This is a genomic window from Streptomyces durmitorensis, from assembly GCF_023498005.1.
Taxonomy (GTDB): Bacteria; Actinomycetota; Actinomycetes; order Streptomycetales; family Streptomycetaceae; genus Streptomyces; species Streptomyces durmitorensis.
Genome location: NZ_CP097289.1, coordinates 184,803 through 203,793 on the forward strand (window position 1 = coordinate 184,803; position 18,991 = coordinate 203,793).

Annotated in this window: 1 protein-coding gene; it reads right to left on the reverse strand. The window is 69.8% G+C overall.

What is annotated here, in order from left to right:
• Positions 1 to 30: 30 nt before the first annotated feature.
• The gene (locus M4V62_RS43545; protein ID WP_283779059.1) at positions 31 to 18,975 is read right to left on the reverse strand and encodes a type I polyketide synthase; all 18,945 of its coding nucleotides are present in this window, start codon (positions 18,973 to 18,975) and stop codon (positions 31 to 33) included.
• Positions 18,976 to 18,991: the final 16 nt, after the last annotated feature.

The window sequence follows — 18,991 nt, forward strand, 5'->3', positions numbered from 1 at the left end:
CCTCGACGACGGCATCCTTCGACTCGGCCATCATGACCTCCGCATCTCGTCGGGAACGTCGTTCTTCATCGCCATGCGCACCAGGTCGTCCACACCCATCTCGTCCAGCGACGGCCCGTCGCCGTTCTCAGGTGCGTGACCCTCGCCGTTCGCGCCGTTCGTGCCGTTCGCGCTGTTGGCGTTGTTCGGGGTGTTCGCAGCGTCCGCCTCCGCGTCGCCGCCGTCGGCCGTTCGCTCCGGGAACAGTTCCTCCCGCAGGTACCGCGCCGCGACGACCGGCGTCGGATAGTCGAACAGGAGCGTGCTCGGCAGCTGCAAACCGGTCACGCGCCGCAGCCGGTTCCGCAGCTCCACTGAGGTCAGCGAGTCGAAACCGACCAGGCTGAATGCCCGCTCGGCACCGATCGCATCGGGCCCGCTCAGGCCGAGGACCGCCGCGGCGTGCGCACGGACGATCTCCAGCAGGGCGTCGTCCACCTTGCCGTCCGGCAGCCCCTTCAGCCGGGCCATCAGGTCACCCTCCGACTCCTCACCCGCTTGATCGCCGGGGTGCGCCGCGGTGAGTACGGCGACGTCGGGGAGATCGGCGATGAGCCGGCTGGGACGGATCGCCTCAAGGGCGGGCGCGTAATCCGCCCACTCGACCTGGGCCACCATCACCTGTGTCTCCTCCCGGCCCAATGAGGCGGCCAGCGCCGCCATCGCCGTCGCGGGAACCATCGGCGGCAACCCCTGCCGGCGCAGTCGTTCCTCCACCTCGCCGGTCACCATTCCGCCGCCGCCCCAGGACCCCCAGGCCACGGAGGTCGCGGGCAGCCCGGCCGCCCGCCGCACCTGGGCCAGCGCGTCGAGGAAGGCGTTCGCCGCGGCGTACCCGCCCTGCCCGCCGCTGCCCCAGACGCCGCCGACGGCCGAGGAGAACAGCACGAACGCGTCCAACTTCAGATCAGCGGTGAGTTCGTGCAGCACTGTGGCGGCCGCCACCTTGGGCCTGAGAACCCGCTCCAGCTGCTCCGCCGTGAGGGACTCCACCAGCCCGTCCGCCAGCACCGCGGCGCCGTGGATCACCGCGGTCAGCGGGAGCTCCTCCGGAATCGACGCCAGCACCTTCCGCAGCCCATCCCGGTCGGTGACATCCACCGCGGCCACCGTCACGCGCGACCCCAACTCCGTCAGCTCCGCCTCCAACTCCGCGATGCCGGGCGTGTCCTTGCCGCGCCTGCCGACCAGCAGGAGGTGTGGCGCGCCGGCCCGGGCCAGCCAGCGGCAGACGTGCGATCCGACCGCGCCCGCGCCGCCCGTCACCAGCACGGTGCCCTGTGGGCGCCAGTCCTCCGCCGGCGCATCACCCAGCGGTGCCCGCGCCAGCCGTCGGCCGAACGCTCCCGAAGGGCGCACCGCCACCTCGTCCTCACCATGGACTCCGTCCACGGTGTCGACGCCGTGGATGACCGCGCACAGCAGTTGCGCGGTCCGCCCGTCCAGCCGGGCGGGCACGTCCACGAGCCCGCCCCAGCGTTCCGGTCGCTCCAGCGCCACCACCCGGCCCAGGCCCCAGATCTGGGCCTGCAGCGGGTTGGTGACGATGTCGGCGCTCCCCGTGGACACCGCCTCGCGCGTGAGGCACCACAGCCGGGCCTCGACGCCCACGTCATCCATTGCCTGCACCAGGGCAACCGTGCCCGCGAGGCCGCCGGAGACCGGCTCGTGCGCGGCGCCCAGGCCGTCGTCGACAAGCGCGGCGAGCGACAGGACACCGGAGAGGCCGCCCGGTACGTCCTCCTCTGCGAGGGTGTCGGCGAGTCGGCGGCCGAGCGCGGTGCGGTCCCGCAGGTCGGTCGACGCGATGTCCCATCGGATCACCTGGGCGCGGTGTTGCCGCAGCGCGTCGAGCACCGTCTCCACCGCAGGGTCCTGGGCGGCTTCCTCGGGGACGGCCACCAGCCAGGCGCCCCCCTCCAATCCCGGCGTCGCCCCGGCCCCGATGCCGAGCAGCGGCTTCCATGTGGCGCGGTAGCGCCAGCTCTCCAGTACCGACCGGTCCTGTCGGCGTCGTCGCCATGACGCCATGGCGGACAGCACGGCGGGAAGGGCGGTGCTCACACCGTCGCGCTCCCCCTCCGCGTCGCCCAGCCCCAGCGTGCTGATCAGCGCGTCCAGGTCCTCCCGGTCGACCGCGTCCCAGAACTCGTCCTCGACCGGGTCCGCGGAGGCACCGGTCGCACGGCTGGTGTCGGCATTCTCGGCATCCAGGAGCCAGTAGTGCTGGTGTTGGAAGGGGTAGGTGGGCAGGTCGAGGTGGGTGGGCCGGGTGGCGGGGTAGAAGCCAGCCCAGTCGGCGGTGGTGCGGGTGTGCGTGTGGGCGACGGCGAGGGAGGTCAGCACCCGCTGCCAGGTGTCGTCGTCGCGGCGCAGGGTGCCGGTCAGGGCGACTTCGCCGCTGCCTGTGTGGTCTTCGGCGGTCTCCTGCAGGGGGTGGATGAGGACCGGGTGGGGGCTGGCCTCGATGAACAAGGTGTGCCCGTCATCGAGGAGGGTGTGGGTTGCTGCCTGGAAATCGACGGTGGAGGCCAGGTTGTCGTACCAGTACTGGGCGTTCATCACCGTCGTATCCGCCATCGCGCCACCGACATGACCGGCCACCGTCGAATAGAACGCCACCGTCGACTCCTGCGCACGCACCGGAGCCAGCACCTCCAGCAGCCGGGCGTGGAGAGCGTGAACGTGGGAGGTGTGGGAGGCGTAGTCGACGGGGATACGGCGAGCTCGGATGCCCTCGCTCTCACAGTGGGCCAGCAACTCGGTCAGCGCGTCGGCATCACCAGCTACCACGGTGGCCGACGGCCCGTTCACCGCAGCCACCACCACCCGCTGCTCCCACCGGGCAATCAGCTCCAAGACGTTGGGCGCGGACAGCGGCACTGAGACCATCCCGCCCCGACCGGCAATGCCCGTGATGGCCTGCGAACGCAACGCCACGATCCGGGCCGAGTCCTCCAACGACAGCACACCGGCAACATAAGCAGCCGCAATCTCCCCTTGGGAGTGGCCCACCACCGCATCCGGAGTGACACCAAGGTGCTCCCACAGCCGGGCCAGAGAAATCATCACCGCCCACAACGCGGGCTGCACCACATCCACCCGGTCCAGACCGGGGGCAGCGGGTTCCTCATTGAGGACATCGATGAGATTCCAGCCGGTGAACGGCTCAAGCGCCTCCGCGCATGCCGTCAAATGCTCGGCGAAGACCGGTGAAGTACGCATCAACTCCACACCCATGCCAACCCACTGCGAACCCTGCCCGGGAAACACGAACACCGTCTTCCCGGACTGAGCAGCCACCGTGCCCGTGACCACACGAGAGGAAGGCTCACCGGCAGCCAACGCCGCCAAAGCACCCCGGTAATCGGCCAGTTCACGGCCGACCACCACCGCCCGATGATCGAACACAGAACGCCCCGCCACCAGCGCGTGACCGACCTGATCCGCCGTCACCTGCGGATGACGATCCAGGTGATCCAGCAACTGCCGCGCCTGATCCTTCAGCGCGGCCTCCGACTTCGCCGACATCACCCACGGCAACGTCCCATCCGTCACCACCACCGGCCCCGGCACATCTTCGACCTCTGTATCCCCATCCTCCGGAGCCTGCTCGACGATGAGATGGGCATTGGTGCCGCTGACGCCGAACGACGACACGCCGGCACGACGCGGGCGGCCTGTCTCCGGCCATGACCGTGCCTCCGTCAGCAGTTCGACTGCTCCCGCGCTCCAGTCCACATGCGGGGTCGGCTCGTCCACGTGCAGCGTCTTCGGCAGCACCCCGTTGCGTAGGGCCATCACCATCTTGATCACGCCGCCCACGCCCGCCGCGGCCTGGGTGTGGCCAATGTTCGACTTCAGCGAACCCAGCCACAACGGCCGGTCCTCCGGCCGGTCCTGACCATAGGTGGCAAGGAGCGCCTGCGCCTCGATCGGGTCGCCCAGCGTCGTACCCGTGCCATGTGCCTCGACCGTGTCGATCTCGTCGGACGTGAGGCGGGCGTTGGCCAGGGCCTGCCGGATCACACGCTCCTGCGAAGGCCCGTTGGGTGCCGTCAGGCCGTTGCTCGCGCCGTCCTGGTTGACGGCCGAACCACGCACGACCGCCAGCACCTGGTGACCATGCCTCCGTGCGTCCGAGAGGCGTTCCAGCAGCAGCAGGCCCACACCCTCCGCCCAGCCCGCGCCGTCGGCGGAAGCAGCGAAGGACTTGCACCGCCCATCGGCGGACAGGCCGCGCTGCTTGCTGAACTCGGTGAAGACATCAGGCTTTGCCATGACGGTGACACCGCCCGCCAGGGCCAGCGAGCACTCGCCGTTGCGCAGGGCCTGCGCGGCGAGGTGGATGGCAACCAGTGAGGAGGAGCAGGCGGTGTCGACCGACACCGCCGAACCCTCGAAGCCGAAGGTGTAGGCGACGCGGCCGGAGGCCACGCTGCCCGCGCTGCCGTTGAGCAGGTAGCCCTCCAGGCCTTCGGGGACGGAGCTGAGGCGGCTGCCGTAGTCGCCGTACATCACGCCGGTGAAGACGCCGGTGGGAGTGGCCTGGAGGGAGGTGGGGTCGATCCCGGCCCGTTCGACGGTTTCCCAGGCGACCTCCAGCAGGAGGCGTTGCTGGGGGTCCATGGCGAGGGCTTCGCGGGGGCTGATTCCGAAGAATGCGGGATCGAAGGCGCCGGCGTCGTAGAGGAAACCGCCCTCGCGGACGTAGGTCTTGCCGGGCCGGTCGGGATCGGGGTCGTACAGCGTCTCGACGTCCCAGCCACGGGTGGCCGGAAACTCCGCGACGGCATCCGACTCGCTCGCCACCAAGGACCACAGGTCGTCCGCGGATTGCACGCCGCCCGGGTACCGGCAGCCGATGGCCACGATGGCGATGGGCTCGTCGGTGGCGACGGCGGCCACTGTGGCCGTGGCGACGGTGGGCGTGTGGGCGGTCGGGGCGAGAGTGGCGTGGAGGTGGGCGACCAGGCGGCGCGGGGTCGGGTGGTCGAAGACGAGGCTGGCGGGGAGGCGGAGGCCGGTGGCGGCGTTGAGCCGGTTGCGGAACTCGACCGCGGTCAGCGAGTCGAAACCGAGGTCCTTGAACGCCTGGGTGAGGTTGATGGTGTCGGGCGTGGCATGGCCCAGGACGAGGGCGACCTCGGTACGGACGAGGGTCGCGAGGGTGTCCTCGGCATCTTCGGGCGAGAGGCGGGCCAGGCGATCGCGGAGGCCGGCGGCATTGCTCGCCGTGGCGGCGGTGGCCCTGCGGACGGGAACGCGCACCAGGCCCTGAAGGACGGCGGGAACAGTGCCGGTCTTCAGGTGCGGACGGAGCAGGGCAGGAACGATCTTGGCAGGGACCAGGCAGGCGCTCCGCGTGGCACGGGCGGCATCGAACAACGCCAGCCCTTCCTCTGCCGTGATGGGCTCGATCCCGAGGCGGGCCGCTCGGACCAGGTCCGCGTCGTCCAGGTGGCTGGTCATGTCACTCCGCTGTTCCCAGAAGCCCCAGGCCAGCGAGGTGGCGGGCAGGCCCTCGGCGCGACGGCGCTGGGCCAGCGCGTCGAGGAAGGTGTTCGCCGCGGCGTAGTTGCCCTGCCCCGGAGTACCCAGAACCCCCGCCATGGAGGAAAAGAGGATGAACTCAGTGAGGTCCAACTCGCGGGTGAGTTCGTGCAGGTGCCAGGCGCCGTCGACCTTGGGGCGGAACACGCCGTCGACGCGCTCCGCCGTCAAGGATGTGACGATGCCGTCGTCGAGGACACCGGCGCTGTGCACGACGGCGGTGAGGGGGTGTTCGTCGGGGATGCCGTCCAGGAGTGCGGCGAGCGCGCCACGGTCGGCGGTGTCGCAAGCCGCGATGGTGACCTTGACCCCCAACTCTCGCAGTTCGGCAGCGAGTTCGGTCGCGCCCGGAGCCTCCGGGCCGCGTCGGCTGGTCAGCAGCAGGTGCGCCGCCTGCCCAGCCGTGGCATAGCGGCGGGCGAACAGCAAGCCGAGGGTGCCCGTGCCGCCGGTGATCAGGACTGTGCCGCCTACGGTCGGCTCCGGTACGGCTGCGTAGTCGCTGTCGCCGTGGCCGTGGCCGTGGCCGTCGCCGTCGCCGTCGCCGTCGCCGTCGCCGTCGCCGTCGGGGAGGATCTCCCGCACGAGCCGGGGGACGTACAGCGTCTGCTGATCGCCGTCACGGATGGCCACCTGCGGCTCGCCGCCTCCCAGGGCCGCACGGAACGACTCGACGGAGACAGTGTTCTCGTCCGCAAGATCGATCACGGTGAAACGGCCCGGGTTCTCGGTCTGAGCCGTACGGATCAGCCCCCACGCGGCGGCGTCCGCGGGGCTGGGCGACTCGGTCTCGGCGTGGACCGCGACGGCTCGCCTCGTGACGAACACCAGCCGGCTGCCGGACAGACGCTCCTCAGCCAGCCACGTCTGGATCGTGCCCAAGGCGTACTGCACGGCCTCGCGCGCGGCGCCGGGGACGCCCTCGGCCGGGCCTGAACGCCCCAGCAGGCCGGTGGCGATGACCAGATCTGGGAGGGCAGCGGTGTCGTCAGCCAGTAGCGTCGCCAGCTCCGCATGACGCTCGACCACAACACCGTCGGGGAGCGACGTGGCCAGCCCCTCGGGAACGTCGGCGCCCAGGAACGCCACCCGGTCGGCCCTGAAGCCCTCCGAGACGGGCATGGCGGCCCAGTCCAGGCGGAACAGGAGGTCGTTCCCGCTCCCGCCCGTCGCGACCGCCTTCGCCAGTTGCTCGGCGGTGATCGACCGCATGGACAGCGACTCCACGTCGGCGACCGGCTGCCCGGCGGGGTCGGCCAGCCTGACGCGCAGCGCCCCCGCCTCAGAAGTGGTGATCTGGACGCGCAGCGCCCGGGCCCCCACGGCGTGAAGCCGGACGTTCGACCAGGCGAACAACAGCGGCACCTCGTCCGAGCCCTGCTCGGCACGGTCGAAGATCGTCGGGTGGAGAGCGGCGTCGAAGAGGGCGGGATGGATGCCGTAGTGGTCGGCGTCTGTGGTGTCGTCAGTGGGGAGGGTCACCTCGGCGTAGAGGGTGTCGCCATGGCGCCAGGCAGCGGTCACGCCCTGGAAGGTGGGGCCGTAGTGGTAACCGAAACCGGCGATGAGGTCGTAGAGAGTGTCGGAGGGCAAGGGAGTGGCCCCGGCCGGCGGCCAGGCCGTCGACTCCGCCCACTCTGCCGTGTCCGGTGTGGCAGGCGGCTGAGGACTGAGGGTGCCGGTGGCGTGGCGGGTCCAGGGCCGGTCGGGTGCGGCGTCATCGGGTCGGGAGTGAACGGTGAGGGCCCGGCGGCCGTCGGCGTCGGGCGCCGTCACGTGCACCTGCAGGTGAAAACCGCCGACGCCCGTGAGCGTCAGGGGTGCTTCGAGGGCCAGGTCTTCCAGGTGGGGAGTGTCGGTTGCCTGGCCGACGTGGAGGGCGAGTTCGACGAACGCGGTGCCGGGCACGAGGGGCGTGTCGTGAACGGCATGGTCGGCCAGCCAGGGGTGGCTGCGCAGCGACAGGCTTCCGGTGAACACGTGGCCGTCGCCGTCCGCGAGCGCGACGGCGGCAGAGAGCAGACCGTGGTCGGTGGCCCGTAGGCCGAGAGTGTGGGGGTCGGTGGCAGTGGTGGTGTCCAGGAGCCAGTAGTGCTGGTGTTGGAAGGGGTAGGTGGGCAGGTCGAGGTGGGTGGGCCGGGTGGCGGGGTAGAAGCCCGCCCAGTCGGCGGCGGTGCGGGTGTGCGTGTGGGCGACGGCGAGAGAGGTCAGCACCCGCTGCCAGGTGTCGTCGTCGCGGCGCAGGGTGCCGGTCAGGGCGACTTCGCCGCTGCCTGTGTGCTCTTCGGCACTCTCCTGCAGGGGGTGGATGAGGACGGGGTGGGGGCTGGCCTCGATGAACAGAGTGTGCCCGTCATCAAGGAGGGTGCGGGTGGCTGCCTGGAAATCGACGGTGGAGGCCAGGTTGTCGTACCAGTACTGGGCATTCATCACCGTCGTATCCGCCATCGCGCCACCGACATGACCGGCCACCGTCGAATAGAACGCCACCGCGGACTCCCGCGGCTCAACAGGCTCCAACACCTCCAACAACTGGTCCCGCAACGCCTCCACATGCGAGGAGTGCGAGGCGTAGTCCACCGGAATCTTCCGGGCCCTGATGCCCTCGCTCTCACAGTGGGCCAGCAACTCGGTCAGAGCGTCGGCATCACCAGCCACCACCGTGGCCGACGGCCCATTCACCGCAGCCACCACCACCCGCCGATCCCACCGGGCAATCAACTCCGAGACACCGGACACGGCAAGCGGCACCGAGACCATCCCGCCCCGACCCGCAATGCCCGTAATGGCCTGCGAACGCAACGCCACAATCCGCGCCGAGTCCTCCAACGACAACACACCAGCAACATGAGCAGCCGCAATCTCACCCTGCGAATGACCCACCACCGCATCCGGGGTGACGCCCAGGTGCTCCCACAGCCGGGCCAGAGAAACCATCACCGCCCACAACGCAGGCTGAACCACATCCACCCGGTCCAGACCGGGGGCAGCGGGTTCCTCATTGAGGACATCGATGAGACTCCAGCCGGTGAACGGCTCAAGAGCCGCCGCACACGCCGTCAAATGCTCGGCGAAGACAGGGCTGGTGGCCATCAACTCCACACCCATGCCAACCCACTGCGAACCCTGCCCCGGAAACACGAACACCGTCTTCCCGGACTGAGCAGCCACGGCGCCCGTAACCACATGCGGGGAGGGCTCACCCGCCGCCAACGCCGCCAAAGCACCCCGGTAATCGGCCAGTTCACGGCCGACCACCACCGCCCGATGATCGAACACAGAACGCCCCGCCACCAGCGCGTGACCGACCTGAACCGCCGTCACCTGCGGATGAAGATCCAGGTGATCCAGCAACTGCCGCGCCTGATCCTTCAGCGCTGCCTCCGACTTCGCCGACATCACCCACGGCAACGTCCCATCCGTCACCACCACCGGCCCCGGCACATCTTCGACCTCTGTATCCCCACCTTCTGGAGCCTGCTCCAACACCAGGTGCACGTTGGTCCCACTGACACCGAAAGAAGACACCCCTGCGCGACGCGGACGACCCGCGTCCGGCCAGGACCGCTCCTCCGTCAGCAACTCCACCGCGCCCGCGCTCCAGTCCACATGCGGGGTCGGCTCGTCCACATGCAGCGTCTTCGGCAGCACCCCGTTGCGTAGGGCCATCACCATCTTGATTACGCTGCTCACGCCCGCCGCAGCTCCCAGATGGCCGATGTTGGGCTTGAGCGAACCCAGCCACAGCGGCCGGTCCGCGGGCCGGTCCTGACCGTAGGTGGCGATCAACGCCTGCGCCTCGATCGGGTCGCCGAGCGTGGTTCCGGTCCCGTGCGCCTCGACCACGTCGATCTCGTCGGCCTGGACCCGGGAGTTGGCCAGGGCCTGGCGGATGACACGCTCCTGCGAAGGCCCGTTCGGGGCGGCGAGGCCATTACTGGCGCCGTCCTGGTTGACCGCTGAGCCCCGAATGACGGCGAGCACAGGGTGCCCGTTGCGCCGCGCGTCGGAGAGCCGTTCCAGGATCAGCACACCTGCGCCCTCACCCCAGTTCGTGCCGTCAGCCGCAGCCGCGAATGCTTTGATCCGCCCGTCCGCCGCCAGCCCACGCTGCCTGCTGAACTCGGTGAACAAACCCGGGGTGGCGATCACTGACACACCGGCGGCCACCGCAAGAGTGCACTCCCCCTGACGCAGCGCCTGCGACGCCTGGTGCAACGCCACCAACGACGACGAACACGCCGTGTCAACCGTGATCGCCGGACCCTCAAGACCCAGGAAATAGGCCAGCCGACCAGAGATCACACTGGTCATCTTGCCGGTCACCATCAGGCCTTCCATCCCGTCCGCTGCCTCATGCAACCGCGGGCCGTACTCCAGTCCCACGGCGCCGACGAAGACGCCTGTGCGGCTGCCGTGCACCGACTCCGGGCGGATGCCCGCCCGCTCGAACGCCTCCCAGGCGGTCTCCAGCAGAAGGCGTTGCTGGGGATCCATGGCGAGGGCTTCGCGAGGACTGATCCCGAAGAAGGCGGCGTCGAACTCGGCCGCGTCGGAGAGGAAGCCCGCCTCGCGGACATAGCTCTTGCCCGACCGGTCCGGATCGGGGTCATACAACCCCTCGACATCCCAACCACGATCCGTCGGCAACCCCGAGAACGCCTCACTGCCAGACGTGACCAGGTCCCACAGCTCCTCCGGCGACCCCACATCCCCGGGAAGCCTGCAACCGATACCGACAACGGCCACCGGCTCGTCCAACACGGCTGCCAAACCCACGGGTTCGGCCCCGGAGACCGACTCCCCGAACAAAGCACCGCGCAGATACCGGGCCATCGCAGCCGGCGTCGGGTGGTCAAACACCGCCGTCGGTGGCACCCGCAGGCCAATGGCCGCGGTGAGACGGTTGCTCAGTTCCACTGCGGCCAGCGAGTGGAAGCCGACGTCCTTGAACTTGCTGTCCGGCTGGACCACTTCCGGTGAATCGTGCCCCAGCACCGTCGCGGCGTGGGCACGCACCACTCCCACCAACTCGCGCTCCGCCTCGGCCACGGACATCCCGGCGAACCGCTCCCCACCCGCCGAGTCGTCCGCCGTCTGTCCGGTCTGGTCCTGTCCGCCTGCGATCACGTTGCTTGCGCTCCCGGACGTCTGCATCCAGTACCGCTGGTGTTGGAATGCGTACGTCGGCAGGTCGATGACACCCGCTCCCCGGCCCGCGAACACCGCCGGCCAGTCAACGTTCACCCCCCGGACCCATGCCTCACCCAAAGAGGCGCAGAATCGCTTCAGCCCACCCTCGTCGCGGCGCAGGGTGCCGGTCAGGGCGACTTCGCCGCTGCCTGTGTGCTCTTCGGCGGTCTCCTGCAGGGGGTGGATGAGGACCGGGTGGGGGCTGGCCTCGATGAACAGAGTGTGCCCGTCATCGAGGAGGGTGCGGGTGGCTGCCTGGAAATCGACGGTGGAGGCCAGGTTGTCGTACCAGTACTGGGCATTCATCACCGTCGTATCCGCCATCGCGCCACCGACATGACCGGCCACCGTCGAATAGAACGCCACCGCGGACTCCCGCGGCTCAACAGGCGCCAGCACCTCCAACAACTGGTCCCGCAACGCCTCCACATGCGAGGAGTGCGAGGCGTAGTCCACCGGAATCTTCCGGGCCCTGATCCCCTCGCTCTCACAGTGGGCCAGCAGCTCGGTCAGCGCGTCGGCGTCACCGGCCACCACAGTGGCCGACGGCCCGTTCACCGCAGCCACCACCACCCGCCGATCCCACCGGGCAATCAACTCCGAGACCTCGGGCGCGGACAGAGGCACCGAGACCATCCCGCCCCGCCCCGCAATGCCCGTAATGGCCTGCGAACGCAACGCCACAATCCGCGCCGAGTCCTCCAACGACAACACACCAGCAACATGAGCAGCAGCAATCTCACCCTGCGAATGGCCCACCACCGCATCCGGAACCACGCCCAGGTGCTCCCACAGCCGGGCCAGAGAAATCATCACCGCCCACAACGCAGGCTGGACCACATCCACCCGGTCCAGACCGGGGGCAGCGGGTTCCTCATTGAGGACATCGATGAGACTCCAGCCGGTGAACGGCTCAAGCGCCTCCGCACACGCCGTCAAATGCTCGGCAAAGACCGGTGAAGTACGCATCAACTCCACACCCATGCCGACCCACTGCGAACCCTGCCCAGGAAACACGAACACCGTCTTCCCGGACTGAGCAGCCACGGCGCCCGTAACCACATGCGGGGAGGGCTCACCCGCGGCCAACGCCGCTAAAGCGCCCCGGTAGTCAGCCAGTTCACGGCCGACCACCACCGCCCGATGATCGAACGCCGATCGCGACACCGCCAGCGACAACCCCACGTCGGCCACCGGCACTTCGGCATCCGCGGCAATGAAATCTCGCAACCGCCCCGCCTGCACCGCCAGTGCCGCCGCGCTCTTGCCGGACACCACCCACGGCATCGGCCCATCCGTTGTCACCACCGGCCCCGGCACATCCTCGTCGGCCGTGTCCTCACCTTCCGGGGCCTGCTCCAGCACCAGGTGTGCGTTGGTGCCGCTGATGCCGAACGACGAGATGCCTGCGCGGCGCGGACGTCCCGCGTCCGGCCAGGACCGCTCCTCCGTCAGCAATTCCACCGCGCCCGCAGTCCAGTCGACGTGCGGGGTCGGCTCGTCCACATGCAGCGTCTTCGGCAGCACCCCGTTGCGTAGGGACATCACCATCTTGATCACGCCGGCTGCGCCGGAGGCCGCCATGGTGTGGCCGATGTTGGACTTCAGCGAACCCAGCCACAGCGGCCGGTCCGCGGGCCGGTCCTGACCGTAGGTGGCGATCAACGCCTGCGCCTCGATCGGGTCACCCAGCGCCGTACCCGTGCCGTGTCCCTCGACCGCGTCGACCTCGTCCGGAGTGAGGCGGGCGTTGACCAGGGCCTGGCGGATGACACGCTCCTGCGAAGGCCCATTGGGCGCCGTCAGGCCGTTGGACGCGCCGTCCTGGTTGACCGCTGAGCCCCGGATGACGGCGAGCACAGGGTGCCCGTTGCGCCGCGCGTCGAAGAGCCGTTCCAGGATCAGCACACCAGCGCCCTCACCCCAGTTCGTACCGTCAGCCGCAGCCGCGAACGCCTTGATCCGCCCGTCCGCCGCCAGCCCACGCTGCCTGCTGAACTCGGTGAACAAACCCGGGGTGGTCATCACTGACACACCGGCGGCCACCGCAAGAGTGCACTCCCCCTGACGCAGCGCCTGCGACGCCTGGTGCAACGCCACCAACGACGACGAACACGCCGTGTCAACCGTGATCGCCGGACCCTCAAGACCCAGGAAATAGGCCAGCCGACCAGAGATCACACTGGCTATCTTGCCGGTCAGCAGCAGGCCGTCCATTCCCTCCGCGGCCTCATGGAGCAGCGGGCCGTACTCCTGGGTCATGGCGCCGACGAAGACGCCGGTCTGGCTGCCGCGCAGCGTGGTCGGGTCGATGCCGGCGCGCTCGATCGCCTCCCAGGCGGTCTCAAGGAGCAGCCGCTGCTGCGGGTCCATCGCCGTCGCCTCACGGGGGCCGATCTCGAAGAAGGAGGCGTCGAAGGCAGCCGGGTCGGAGAGGAAGCCCGCCTCGCGGACATAGCTCTTGCCCGACCGGTCCGGATCGGGGTCATACAACCCCTCGACATCCCAACCACGATCAGTCGGCAACCCCGAGAACGCCTCACTGCCAGACGTGACCAGGTCCCACAGCTCCTCCGGCGACCCCACACCCCCGGGAAGCCTGCAACCGATACCCACCACAGCCACCGGCTCGTCCAACACGGCCGCCACACCCACGGGTTCGGCCCCGGAGACCGACTCCCCGAACAAAGCACCGCGCAGATAACGGGCCATCGCAGCCGGCGTCGGGTAGTCGAAGACGGCCGTCGGTGACAGGCGCAGACCGGTGGCGGTGTTGAGCTGGTTACGAAGCTCGACCGAGGACAGTGAGTCGAAGCCGAGTTGCTTGAACTTGCTGTCCGGCCGGACAGCCTCCGGTGAATCGTGCCCCAGCACGGTCGCGGCGTGGGCACGCACCACCTCCATCAACTCGCGCTCGGCCTCGGCCGCGGACATCCCGGCGAACCGCTGCCCACCCCTGGCACCGCCCGTCGAACCGGTCGCGGCGGTGCGCCGGGCGGCACGGGGACGCACCAGGGCGCCGAGCACCGCGGGCAGCGCCCCGTTCCCGCCCTGGGCGAGCCGCGCGGTGTCCAGCCGCGCGGGTACGAGCATCGGCTCGTGGAGGGTGAGGGCCGCGTCGAACAGGGCGAGCCCTTCCTGTGCCCGCAAGGGCGTCAGGCCGACCCTGGCCATCCGGGCCAGATCCGCCTGGTCCAGGTCCCCCGTCATGTCACTGCGCTGGTCCCACAGACCCCAGGCCAGCGACGTGGCCGGAAGTCCCTGGGCCCGGCGGTGCGCGGCCAGCGCGTCGAGGTAGACGTTCGCCGCCGCGTAGTTGCCCTGCCCCGCACCGCCGAGCGCGCCCATCACCGAGGAGAACAGGACGAACGCCGCCAGATCCCGGTCCTGGGTGAGCTGGTGCAGATGCCATGCCGCGTCCGCCTTCGGCCGCAGCACGGCGTCAAGGCTCTCGGGCGTCAGCGCGGAGACCAGACCGTCGTCCAGTACGCCTGCCGTGTGCACGACGGCGGTCAGCGGGTGCTCGACCGGTATCGCCTCCAGCACAGCTGACAGCGCCTCGGGGTCGGAGACGTCACACGCCACCACCGTGGCCGTCGCCCCGAGCCCGGCCAGCCGGTCCACCAGCTCGCCGGCGCCCTCGGCACCGGGTCCGCGGCGGCTGACCAGCAGCAGGTGCCGCAGCCCGTACTCGGTGACCAGGTGCCCGGCGAGGAGTCCGCCCAGCGTTCCGGTGCCGCCGGTGAGCAGCACCGTACCTTCGGGATCCCACACCGGTGGCATGGTTCCGCGGCCGGTCACCTCAAGCCGCCGCGCCTGCTGCTCCCGCGAGGGTGTCAGCGCGCCATCGGCCGCTGCCCGGACCAGCCGGGGCACCAGGACCTCTCCCCCGCGCACCGCCAGCTGAGGCTCCCCGCAGGCGAGCGCGGCAGGCAGTGCGTGCAGGGAACGCTCGTCCTCATCGACGTCGACGAGAACAAAACGGTCCGGGTTCTCCGTCTGTGCTGTGCGCAGCAGACCCCACACCGGCGCTGAGGCAAGATCCGGCTGCTCCGCGTGGCCGACCACCACCGCACCGCGGGTGACCACGACCAGCCGTGTGTCGGCGAACCGCTCGTCGGCCAGCCATGACTGCACCAGGGACAGGGCCTTGAGCAACTGGGCGCGGACGGCGGCGGGATCGCCGGGGGTAGCACCCGCGGCAGAGATGACGTCTGCGGCAGAGGTGGTGTCTGCGGTGGTGTCTGCGCCAGAGGCGACTTCTGGGCGGGGCAGATGGCAGGCCAGGACGAGTTCGGGTCGGGAAGCAGAGACGGTGGTGGCCAGCTCCGTGAACTCGCCACTGAGTACGGACAGGTCCGCGTACCGCCGCACCCCTGCACCGTCCACAACGGTGCCCAGGCCGAGTACGTCGTCGCCCACCAGCGCCCACGGACCGACCGAGGTCCCGTCGACATCCGCCACCGGCCGGGGCACCCATTCCATGCGGAACAACGCGTCGTGGCGCCCGTCCCTTGCCCCGCCCAGCTTCCCGGGATCAACGGGACGCAGCGCAAGCGAACCGACCGACGCGACCAGCGCGCCCTCAGTGTCGGCGACTTCCACCACCAGGGCGTCGTGGCCCGCCGGGCTCAGCCGCACCCGCACGTTCGTGGCGCCGGTCGCGTGCAGCCGCACATCGGACCACACGAACGGCAGCCTCGGCGCCCCCGCTTCCTGCGCGGTCCCCGACTCGTTCGGCATGAGCCCGGAGTGCAGGGCCGCGTCCAGCAGCGCGGGGTGGATGCCGAAGGCGGTCGCCTCGGCGTGCCGCTCCTCCGGCAGCACCACCTCGGCGTACACCTCCTCTCCCCGCTTCCACATCGCCCGCACCCCCTGGAAGTCGGGGCCGTATCGATAGCCGAGGGCGGCCAGCGACGGGTACAGCTCATCGGTTTCCACCGGCACCGCCCCGGCCGGCGGCCACACCTGGGGATCCCACGAGGACTGCACCGGACCGCCCGAGGCGAGTACGCCCGTGGCATGGCAGGTCCAGGGCACACTCGTCCCCTCGCCGTCAGGTCGGGAGTGAACGTTCACGGATCGCCGTCCCGCATCGTCCGCCTCACCCACCTCCACCCGCAACTGGACACCGCCGGTCGCGGAGAGAACGAGCGGTGCCTGCAAGGTGAGTTCCTCGAGGTGGTCAGCTCCCACCTCGTCACCCGCGCGGAGTGCCATCTCGACGAAGGCCGTTCCGGGCAGCAGGACGGTGTCGGAGACCGCGTGGTCGACCAGCCAGCCATGCGTCTGCAACGACAACCGGCCGGTCAGCACGGTGACATCCGTCCCCGCCAGCTCCACCGCCGCACCGAGCAGCGGGTGTTCGACCGCCGCCTGTCCCGTCGCGGCGGCGTCGCCCGTGCCCCCGGACGCCTCCATCCAGTAACGCTGGTGTTGGAAGGGGTAGGTGGGCAGGTCGAGGTGGGTCGGCCGGGTGGCGGGGTAGAAACCCGCCCAGTCGGCGGTGGCGTGGGTGTGCGTGTGGGCGACGGCGAGGGAGGTCAGCACGCGCTGCCAGGTGTCGTCGTCGCGGCGCAGGGTGCCGGTGAGGGCGACCTCTCCTCGGCTCGCGTATTCCTCGGTGCTCTCCTGCAGGGGGTGGGTGAGGACGGGGTGGGGGCTGGCCTCGATGAACAGGGTGTGCCCGTCATCGAGGAGGGTGTGGGTGGCTGCCTGGAAGTCGACGGTGGAGGCCAGGTTGTCGTACCAGTACTGGGCGTTCATCACCGTCGTATCCGCCATCGCGCCACCGACATGACCAGCCACCGTCGAATAGAACGCCACCGCGGACTCCCGCGGCTCAACAGGCTCCAACACCTCCAACAACTGGTCCCGCAACGCCTCCACATGCGAGGAGTGCGAGGCGTAGTCCACCGGAATCTTCCGGGCCCTGATGCCCTCGCTCTCACAGTGGGCCAGCAGCTCGCTCAGCGCGTCGGCATCACCAGCCACCACCGTGGCCGACGGCCCGTTCACCGCAGCCACCACCACCCGCCGATCCCACCGGGCAATCAACTCCAAGACCTCAGCCGCGGACAGAGGCACTGAGACCATCCCGCCCCGACCCGCAATGCCCGTAATGGCCTGCGAACGCAACGCCACAATCCGCGCCGAGTCCTCCAACGACAGCACACCAGCAACATGAGCAGCCGCAATCTCACCCTGCGAGTGACCCACCACCGCATCCGGAACCACACCCAGGTGCTCCCACAACCGAGCCAGAGAAACCATCACCGCCCACAACGCAGGCTGAACCACATCCACCCGATCCAGACCCGGAGCACCAGGCACCTGAGTCAGGACATCGATAAGACTCCAGCCCGTGAACAGCTCAAGCGCCTCCGCACACGCCGTCAAATGCTCGGCAAACACCGGTGAAGTACGCATCAACTCCACACCCATGCCAACCCACTGCGAACCCTGCCCCGGAAACACAAACACCGTCTTCCCAGACCGAGCAGCCGCCGTACCGGCCAGCACACGCGGAGAAGGCTCACCCGCGGCCAACGCCGCCAAACCGCCCCTGAAGTCAGCCAGTTCACGGCCGACCACCACCGCCCGATGATCGAACACAGAACGCCCCGCGGCCAACGCATGACCAACCTCAGCAGGCATCACCTGCGGATGACGGTCCAGGTGATCCAGCAACTGCCGCGCCTGATCCTTCAGCGCCGCCTCCGACTTCGCCGACATCACCCACGGCAACGTCCCATCCGTCACCACCACCGGCCCCGGCACACCCTCACCGACGACGTCCCCATCCTCCGGAGCCTGCTCGACGATGAGATGGGCATTGGTGCCACTGACACCGAACGACGAGATACCGGCGCGACGCGGACGACCCGCGTCCGGCCAGGGCCGCTCCTCCGTCAGCAACTCCACCGCGCCCCCGGCCCAGTCGACGTGGGGAGTCGGCTCGTCCACATGCAGCGTCTTCGGCAGCACCCCGTGCTGCAGGGCCATCACCATCTTGATCACGCCACCCACGCCCGCCGCGGCCTGGGCGTGACCGACGTTCGACTTCAGCGAACCCAGCCACAACGGCCGGTCCTCCGGCCGGTCCTGACCATAGGTGGCAAGCAGCGCCTCTGCCTCGATCGGGTCACCCAGCGTCGTACCCGTGCCATGTGCCTCGACAACGTCGACGTCCTGCGACGACAGCCCCGCGCCGGCAAGGGCCTGGCGTATCACGCGTTCCTGGGAGAGGCCGTTGGGTGCCGTCAGGCCGTTGCTCGCGCCGTCCTGGTTGACGGCCGAACCACGCACGACCGCCAGCACCTGGTGACCATGCCTCCGTGCATCCGAGAGGCGTTCCAGCAGCAGCAGACCCACACCCTCCGCCCAGGCCGTGCCGTCCGCCGCCTCGGCGAACGCCTTGCACCGCCCGTCCGCAGCAAGACCGCGCTGTCGGCTGAACTCCACGAACATGCCTGGCGTCGCCATGACAGCGACACCGCCCGCCAGGGCCAGCGAGCACTCGCCGTTGCGCAGTGCCTGGGCCGCCAGGTGCATCGAGACCAGCGAGGAGGAGCATGCGGTGTCGACCGTCACCGCCGGGCCCTCGAAGCCGAAGGTGTAGGCGAGGCGGCCGGAGGCGACGCTGGCGGTGTTGCCGGTCAGCAGGTACCCGTCGAACCCGGCCGCACCGTCGTGCAGTTGAGGACCGTACTCCTGGGTCATGGCGCCGACGAACACACCGGTCTGGCTGCCGCTCAGCGCGGTCGCGTCGATGCCCGCCCGCTCGAACGCCTCCCAGGCGGTCTCAAGGAGCAGCCGCTGCTGCGGGTCCATCGCCGTCGCCTCACGCGGACTGATCCCGAAGAACGCGGAGTCGAACTCGGCCGCGTCTGAGAGGAATCCGCCCTTGGCGACGTAGGACGCACCGGGTCGGTCCGGGTCGGAGTCGAGGAGCTTCTCGGTGTCCCAGCCCCGGTCGGCGGGGAAGTCGGTGATGGCGTCGACGCCTTCGCTGACGAGGCGCCACAGGTCCTCAGGGGCGCGGACGCCTCCTGGATAGCGGCAGGCCATGCCCACGATCGCGATGGGCTCGCGAGCGGACTCCTCCAGCTCGCTGACCCGCTCGCGCAGCGCCTGCGCGTCGTCGACGGCGCGTCGCAAGTAGGACCGGAGCTTGTCGACGTCGTTCACCGAAGCCTCCCCCAAG